General features: G+C 60.3%; 9 protein-coding genes. 4 read left to right on the top strand and 5 right to left on the bottom strand.

The genetic code is table 11. The features are described from left to right. Positions 1-36: 36 nt before the first annotated feature. The 4 genes from HT737_RS08810 to HT737_RS08825 all read right to left on the bottom strand — a co-directional run bounded on the left by HT737_RS08810 (position 37) and on the right by HT737_RS08825 (position 4,025). Entirely contained in the window at positions 37-885 is an 849-nt protein-coding gene (locus HT737_RS08810) for a cache domain-containing protein (protein WP_182402252.1), read from the bottom strand. A 229-nt stretch (positions 886-1,114) separates the two neighbouring features. After that, positions 1,115-1,969 carry an ATPase gene (locus tag HT737_RS08815; RefSeq protein WP_182402254.1) on the bottom strand — a complete coding sequence of 285 codons (855 nt, stop codon included), beginning with the start codon at positions 1,967-1,969 and terminating at the stop codon, positions 1,115-1,117. 116 nt (positions 1,970-2,085) lie between these two features. Further along, the gene (locus HT737_RS08820; RefSeq protein ID WP_047296149.1) at positions 2,086-3,078 is read right to left on the bottom strand and encodes an NAD(P)-dependent oxidoreductase; all 993 of its coding nucleotides are present in this window, start codon (positions 3,076-3,078) and stop codon (positions 2,086-2,088) included. Between the two features lie 53 nt (positions 3,079-3,131). Then, positions 3,132-4,025, bottom strand: a complete 894-nt coding sequence (locus HT737_RS08825; protein ID WP_041068427.1) for a LysR family transcriptional regulator ArgP — start codon at positions 4,023-4,025, stop codon at positions 3,132-3,134. A gap of 96 nt (positions 4,026-4,121) precedes the next feature. Here HT737_RS08825 and HT737_RS08830 point away from each other — a divergent pair, with 96 nt between their 5' ends. From HT737_RS08830 to HT737_RS08840, 3 genes are all read left to right on the top strand, one after another. Then, entirely contained in the window at positions 4,122-4,523 is a 402-nt protein-coding gene (locus tag HT737_RS08830) for an ACT domain-containing protein (RefSeq protein WP_182402256.1), read from the top strand. 6 nt (positions 4,524-4,529) lie between these two features. Further along, positions 4,530-5,132, top strand: a complete 603-nt coding sequence (locus HT737_RS08835) for a LysE/ArgO family amino acid transporter (protein WP_047296156.1) — start codon at positions 4,530-4,532, stop codon at positions 5,130-5,132. 176 nt (positions 5,133-5,308) lie between these two features. Continuing rightward, positions 5,309-5,905 (top strand): superoxide dismutase, encoded by a 597-nt coding sequence (locus HT737_RS08840; RefSeq protein ID WP_003227660.1) that lies wholly within the window; start codon positions 5,309-5,311, stop codon positions 5,903-5,905. Positions 5,906-6,065: 160 nt separating this feature from the next. Here the strand turns inward: HT737_RS08840 and HT737_RS08845 are convergent, their stop codons facing one another. Beyond that, the gene (locus tag HT737_RS08845; protein WP_047296561.1) at positions 6,066-6,272 is read right to left on the bottom strand and encodes a hypothetical protein; all 207 of its coding nucleotides are present in this window, start codon (positions 6,270-6,272) and stop codon (positions 6,066-6,068) included. Positions 6,273-6,466: 194 nt separating this feature from the next. Here HT737_RS08845 and HT737_RS08850 point away from each other — a divergent pair, with 194 nt between their 5' ends. After that, a complete protein-coding gene (locus HT737_RS08850) occupies positions 6,467-6,745 on the top strand; it encodes a hypothetical protein (protein ID WP_007967709.1) in 279 nt (92 codons plus the stop codon). Positions 6,746-6,863 lie beyond the last annotated feature (118 nt).

A 6,863-nucleotide genomic window follows, 5' to 3' on the forward strand; every position in this document is an offset into this window, starting at 1 on the left:
ATGTAGGAGCTGCCGAAGGCTGCGATCTTTTGATTTTCAGGGGCTGTAGTAACCCACCGCCACCAGAAAATGCCCGACCTTCTTCAAGTACGCATGCTTGTCCTCGACCTTGCCGGTCACCGGGTTTTTCCAGCGGTATCCGTATTCACCGTCATCCTGTTTGGCGATCAGCGCCAGCATCGGCTCGCCCACCGGTTTGCCTTCCGGATCCTTGATCTTGCTGAAGTCGGTGTTGATCAGGCGCAGGTTGGTGCCGTGGGCAACGTAGCGCTGGGTGTCCAGATCGACCACGAACACATACAAGTCATCCTGCAGATAACCGCCCTTGAGCGAGTTGATGGCGGTCAGGGTGCCCTTCTCGTTTTTCCCCAGATCGGTTGCAGCCTTGTCGAGAAGTGCCTTGGCCTGCTCGGCTGAAGCACGCGGCAAATAATAGCCAACCGCGAGAATGCGCTGACCGATGCGCTGGTAGTAGACATGTTTGCGTTCGACCTTGCCGTCGGCCCAGTTCTGCCAGCGGTACTCGGCCTGTTGAATGCCGTTGCCCTCCGGCACCAGCAGGGCGTCCTTGAAGGCTTTCTGCAAATCCGGCGCGAGCACCTCGCTGACGTCACGGCCGATCAAGGCTGAAGAGGGCCCGCCGCTGGCGAGCATCACGCCCTTGGTGTCGACCACGAACACGTAGCGATCCTTGTCGACGAACTCGCCCTGACGGCTGAACGCGGCGAAGGCCTTGTCGCCGTTGTCGTGGTAATAGGCCAGGGCCTTTTCCAGCAAAGCGATGGCGGCCTTGCTGTCGTCCTTTTGCGTGGCGGCAGCGTTGACTTGCCCTGCCCCCACAAAAAGCATCACCCCGAGCCACGCCACTTTATGCAGAAACCCCATAACGCATCCCTCGTTCTTGTTGGTGTTTCAAGAGCGTAGACGGCTTGGGCTCGGACGGGGCGCCACATCCTGTAGCGAGGGGATTTATCCCCGATGGGCTGCGCAGCAGCCCTGATGGAGAGAACACATATTTTCTGACACACCGAGCTGATACCTGAGAGCTGCTGCGCAGCCCCATCGGGGATGAATCCCCTCACCACATAGGTCCCTGGCTACAGTTCATGAGGTTCTACGGCCGGGCATTGATCTGCTGTTGCAGGTTCTGGATCTGCGCCTGCAGGGTGTTGAGGTTGCGGGTCATCTGGCCACGAAATGCGTCGAACTCGGCGGTATTGCCGCCCCCCTGCGCAGCGGCCGGGCGATTGTCCTGTTCACTCTTGAGGACGACGATTTCCTGCTCCAGACGCTCGATCGCCGCGCTCGGATTGCCCTGCTTCTTCAGTGCCGTGATATCAGCGCCGAGGCTTTTCAGCTGAGCGTCGTAACTCTTGAGCTGGGCGTCGACCTTGCTGGTATCCGCCGGTGCGCCTTTCAGGGCCACCAGTTCCGCGCTCAAGGCTTTGACCTGAGCCTGCAACTGGGTATTGGCGTTCTGTTGCTCGGTGGTCTGCGCGGTCATTTGCGCCAGACGCTTGTCCAGATCACTGGCCTGACCGACCACGCCTTGCTGCTGCTTGCTTTGATCCAGCAACTGGGTTTCCAGCTGTTTGATCTGCAGCTTCAAGGCTTCGCTGTCGCTGTTGACGTTGCTCTGGCTGGCCACCACCTTGCCGGAAATGTCCTGCAACCGCCCCGCCGCTTCCTCGCTGATGCGCGCAAAGCTTTCCTGAGTCGCCACCAACTGCTGCTCCATCAGCGAAATCTGCTGGAAACTCCACCAGGCCAGACCGATGAAGGCGAAAAACAGCGCGCCGACCAGTGCCCACAACGGCCCGGTGCTCGCAGCCTTGACCTTGACCACCGGCGGTGTGCGCGAGTGCACGGAGGTGCGGGCGCTGGGCGGAATGTCATCGTCGTCAAAGGTGTCGGCCCGCAGGCTCGGTACATCGTCGAAATCGTCGTTGGCATCGTTACGCATGGACATTGAGGCAACCTTTGTGGAACGCGGTGATGGCTAAATGCTGCAAAGTATAACCGCCGCAGCCGCAGGGATTGACCCTCAAGCGGCAGTGCGGTTCATTGCTGGTCGGGCGACTTGTATCAACGGATGTCCTGGGCTTTCCACCAGCCACAGAACTCGTCGAGGGCCGACCACAGGCTGACTTTCGGATCGTAGTCCAGATAATGCCGGGCGCGGCTGATGTCGAGGGTGAAATTTTTCTTCATGACCTGCATGCCCAGCCGCGACAGGGTCGGCTCCGGACGGCCCGGCCAGAGTTTGCACACGCCTTCATTGAGCGCAGCAACGCTGTAGGCCAGGCCGTACGAACGGTATTTGGTGACCTGCGGCACTTCCATCTTGCGCATCACGTAATTGACCACATCCCACAACGGTACCGGCGCGCCATTGCTGATGTTGTAGGCCTTGCCCAGCGCGGAGCCGGCCGCCAGCAAGCTGCTGAGCAGCGCTTCGTTGAGGTTCTGCACACTGGTGAAGTCGACTTTGTTCAGACCGTCGCCAATGATCGCCAGACGGCCCTTGCGCTGCATGTTCAACAGCCGCGGGAAGATGCTCATGTCGCCGGCACCGGTGACAAAGCGCGGACGCAGGGCGATGGTTTCCAGACCGAACTCCTGCGCACCGAAGACCTTTTGTTCGGCCAGGTATTTGGTCGCCGCGTAGTGATGTTTGAAACGCTTGGGCACTTGTTCTTCGGTCAGACCGAGGTGATCGCGGCCATCGAAATAGATCGACGGCGACGACAGATGCACCAGGCGCCGCACGCGTTGTTTGAGACAGGCTTCGACGACGTTTTCAGTGACCTGCACGTTGCCCTGATGAAAGTCCTGATAGCGCCCCCACAAGCCGACGGCACCGGCGCAGTGCACCACGGCTTCGACGTCGGCGCAGAGTTCGCGCACCAAGTCCGCATCGGTGAGATCGCCCGGGACGAACTCGGCGCCACGGCGCACCAGATGCTCGACGCTTTCGGCCCGGCGACCGTTGACCCGCACGTCCAGGCCTTGCTCCAGGGCGAAACGCGCAAAGCGCCCGCCTATGAAGCCGCTTGCGCCGGTGACCAGAATTTTCATGTAACGCTCCGATGACTTTCGTTTACCTGATACGTCTGTCTTGACGCTGACCATCAGCCCAAGGGCACCAGCCAGCGCGATGAAGAACGCAGCAATTGTTCGGTCAGCAAGGCCAGCAGCTGACCGCCATTGCGCCAATGATGCCAGTACAACGGCACATCGATCGGTTTATCTGGCAACAGTTCGCGCAATACGCCGCGTTGCAGCTGCTCGCGCACTTGCAGTTCCGGCACCAGTCCCCAGCCAAAACCGGCTTCGGTCAGGCGCACAAATCCTTCGGAGGACGGACACAAATGGTGCTCGAATCCGCCATCGACACCCAGCGACGCGAGATAGCGATGCTGGAGGAAATCGTCCGGGCCAAACACCAGCGCCGGGGTGCGCGGCAGCTGTTCGGCGCGTACCCCGTCAGGGAAATGCCGCTCGATGAATGCCGGACTGGCCAGCGCCCGATAGCGCATCGCCCCGAGCAACACGCTGCGCGCACCGGCCACGGGGCGTTCGCTGGCGCAGACACACGCCGCCACTTCCCCGGCCCGCATGCGCTTGAGGCCGACGGTCTGATCTTCCACTACCAGATCCAGCAATAAATGCTGCTCGGCGCAAAAATCGCCCACCGCTTCGGCCCACCAGGTGGCGAGGCTGTCGGCGTTGAGGGCGATGCGCAAACGCTCCGGCAGGCCCTCCTCGTCGAGTGCGGGGACCAGGGTCTGCAAGTCCCGCTCAAGCAGGCGCACCTGCTGCACATGGTTGAGCAGACGTCGGCCAATCTCGGTCGGCGACGGCGGCGTACCGCGCACCAGCACCGGTTGGCCAACCCGCGCTTCCAGCAGTTTGATCCGCTGGGAGATCGCCGATTGCGACAGGCCCAGCACCTGCGCGGCACGTTCGAATCCGGCCTGCTCGACCACGGCGGCCAACGCGGAAAGCAATTTGTAGTCGAACATCAGTTTTCCTAATGAGCGATCAGCACTATTGGTTTTTCTTATACAGCTTTCGACCGGAGAATAGCCAGCAAGCACTCTTTATCAAGGAACACGGCAATGGCTGGCGAAACCTCTCTCACGACTCTGCTGCGCAGCATGAGCCCGCAGCTCAATGCCGGCGAATACGTGTTCTGCACCCTGCGCGACGCGCCGTTGCCCAATGGTCTGGAAATTGTCGGCAGCTTCCGCGAGCAGGAAGGCCTGACCGTGATTCTCGAGCGGTCCCAGGCTGAACGCGCCGGGTTCAGTTTCGATTATGTCGCGGCGTGGATCACCCTCAACGTGCATTCGGCACTGGAAGCGGTCGGCCTCACTGCTGCGTTCGCCACGGCATTGGGCAAGGCCGGGATCAGTTGCAACGTGATCGCCGGTTACTACCACGATCATTTGTTTGTCGGTCAGGCCGACGCCGAACGCGCCATGCACGTGCTGCGCGATCTCGCAGCCAACGCGGAGTAATTATTGATGTGGCAAAGCTACGTGAACGGGCTATTGGTGGCCCTGGGGCTGATCATGGCAATCGGCACCCAGAATGCTTTCGTATTGGCTCAGAGCCTGCGCCGCGAACATCACCTGCCGGTGGCGGCGCTGTGTGTGGCGTGCGATGCACTGCTGGTGGCGGCCGGGGTGTTCGGTCTGGCCACTGTGTTGGCGCAGAACCCGACGTTGCTCGCGGTGGCGCGCTGGGGCGGCGCCGTCTTTCTGATCTGGTACGGCAGCCAGGCGCTGCGCCGGGCGTTTTCGAAACAGAGTCTGGATCAGGGCGAAAACCACACTGTGCGCTCGTTGCGCGCGGTAATGCTCAGCGCATTGGCAGTGACGCTGCTCAATCCGCACGTTTATCTGGATACCGTATTGCTGATCGGCTCGCTCGGTGCGCAGCAGTCGGTGCCGGGGGCTTATGTAGTGGGCGCCGCGAGCGCGTCACTGCTGTGGTTTTTCACCCTCGCCCTCGGTGCCGCATGGCTCGCGCCGTGGCTGGCGCGGCCGAGTACCTGGCGGATTCTCGATCTTCTCGTGGCAGTGATGATGTTCACCGTAGCCGGTCAGTTGATCCTGGCCTCGTGATTTATTCCAAAAGGCTCTGGAACCTCTATCCCACACAGTTGTTGCGTGGTTAAGCCTTGACCCCGGTGCTATGATCCGAACCCTGCGCCGCAAAGAGTAAAAACTCGTCGGTGCATTTCTGGCCGCCCGTGATCGGCCTTGCGCTCACCGCAACAGACCTGATTAGGAGAATCATCATGGCTTTCGAATTGCCGCCGCTGCCTTACGCACACGATGCCCTGCAGCCGCACATTTCCAAGGAAACCCTGGAATTTCACCACGACAAGCACCACAACACCTATGTCGTGAACCTGAACAACCTGGTGCCAGGCACCGAGTTCGAAGGCAAGACCCTGGAAGAGATCGTCAAGACTTCCTCGGGCGGCATCTTCAACAACGCCGCTCAGGTCTGGAACCATACGTTCTACTGGAACTGCCTGGCGCCAAACGCCGGCGGTCAACCAACCGGCGCACTGGCTGAAGCCATCAACGCAGCGTTCGGTTCGTTCGACAAGTTCAAGGAAGAGTTCAGCAAAACCTCGATCGGCACCTTCGGTTCCGGCTGGGGCTGGCTGGTGAAGAAGGCTGACGGTTCCCTGGCCCTGGCCAGCACCATCGGCGCCGGTAACCCGCTGACCAGCGGCGACACCCCGCTGCTGACCTGCGACGTCTGGGAACACGCTTACTACATCGACTACCGCAACCTGCGTCCGAAGTACGTTGAAGCGTTCTGGAACCTGGTCAACTGGAAGTTCGTTGCCGAGCAGTTCGAAGGCAAAACCTTCACCGCTTAAGCTGCGCGCCAGTCAAAAAACCCGGCTATTGCCGGGTTTTTTTATGCCTTTTGCTTTGTGTAGGAGCTGCCGCAGGCTGCGATCTTTTGACTTTTGATTTTTTTAAAGCAASATCAAAAAGATCGCAGCCTGCGGCAGCTCCTGCAGAGGACGATGTGGGTCAGGCGGCCTGGGAGTAGAAGTCGAGCACGCTCACGCCCGTCAGCAGATCAGTCTCCGGCAAATCCGCATGTTGATGCCCGCCGAGGGCGCAATACACCAGCCAGTGGCGATCCTGAACATTGAAGGCGAGACTGCCGACGAGGCTTTGTTGTTCGTCGGACGGGGTGATGAGGTACAGGCGATCCTGGTTTTCGGCGTGCAGCATGTCGCGTTCCATGTGTGTTTCGAGGCGCGCATGGTGGCCGATGTAAATGACGATGCCGTGACACAGGACAGCCATCGGTCGATTGTCAGGTTATTTGTCGCAAAGGGTAGGGCGGTGGCGGAGTGTTTCGGTAGAATCCGCGCCGCGGTCGTCGATCGGGCGCCTGCCACACTGATTCAGATCCGAGGTCTGTGATGTCGCTGCACTTGATGACGCTGTTTACCGCCCATCCCGCCAAATTGATCAACCTGCTGGCGCTGGCTCTGGCTTTCCCGGGCAGTTGGCTGCTGCATGCGACCCGCCGTCGTGAACAACGCGCCATGGCCAGCATCGCCGCTCAGCGCCAGGCCCAACCGAACGCCGAACCGATTCTGGATTGGGCGACCTTGCGCATGAACCGCTTTTTCTACCGCTTCGGTTTTGCCTGCCTCGGCCTGGCCCTGATCGTCTCCTGGATCAGCACGCGCTTCTGAAGTGAATGCAAAACCTTGTGGCGAGGGGATTTATCCCCGATGGCCTGCGCAGCAGGCCCATAATTATTCAGGCAGAATCCTGGGGTCGCTTCGCGACCCATCGGGGATAAATCCCCTC

This window comes from Pseudomonas sp. MD195_PC81_125 (assembly GCF_014060985.1).
GTDB lineage: Bacteria > Pseudomonadota > Gammaproteobacteria > Pseudomonadales > Pseudomonadaceae > Aquipseudomonas > Aquipseudomonas parakoreensis.

Coding starts and splice junctions, on each gene's coding strand:
- HT737_RS08810 (WP_182402252.1), bottom strand. CDS start 885: ATGGGGTTTCTGCATAAAGTGGCGTGGCTCGGGGTGATGCTTTTTGTG.
- HT737_RS08815 (WP_182402254.1), bottom strand. CDS start 1,969: ATGTCCATGCGTAACGATGCCAACGACGATTTCGACGATGTACCGAGC.
- HT737_RS08820 (WP_047296149.1), bottom strand. CDS start 3,078: ATGAAAATTCTGGTCACCGGCGCAAGCGGCTTCATAGGCGGGCGCTTT.
- HT737_RS08825 (WP_041068427.1), bottom strand. CDS start 4,025: ATGTTCGACTACAAATTGCTTTCCGCGTTGGCCGCCGTGGTCGAGCAG.
- HT737_RS08830 (WP_182402256.1), top strand. CDS start 4,122: ATGGCTGGCGAAACCTCTCTCACGACTCTGCTGCGCAGCATGAGCCCG.
- HT737_RS08835 (WP_047296156.1), top strand. CDS start 4,530: ATGTGGCAAAGCTACGTGAACGGGCTATTGGTGGCCCTGGGGCTGATC.
- HT737_RS08840 (WP_003227660.1), top strand. CDS start 5,309: ATGGCTTTCGAATTGCCGCCGCTGCCTTACGCACACGATGCCCTGCAG.
- HT737_RS08845 (WP_047296561.1), bottom strand. CDS start 6,272: ATGCTGCACGCCGAAAACCAGGATCGCCTGTACCTCATCACCCCGTCC.
- HT737_RS08850 (WP_007967709.1), top strand. CDS start 6,467: ATGTCGCTGCACTTGATGACGCTGTTTACCGCCCATCCCGCCAAATTG.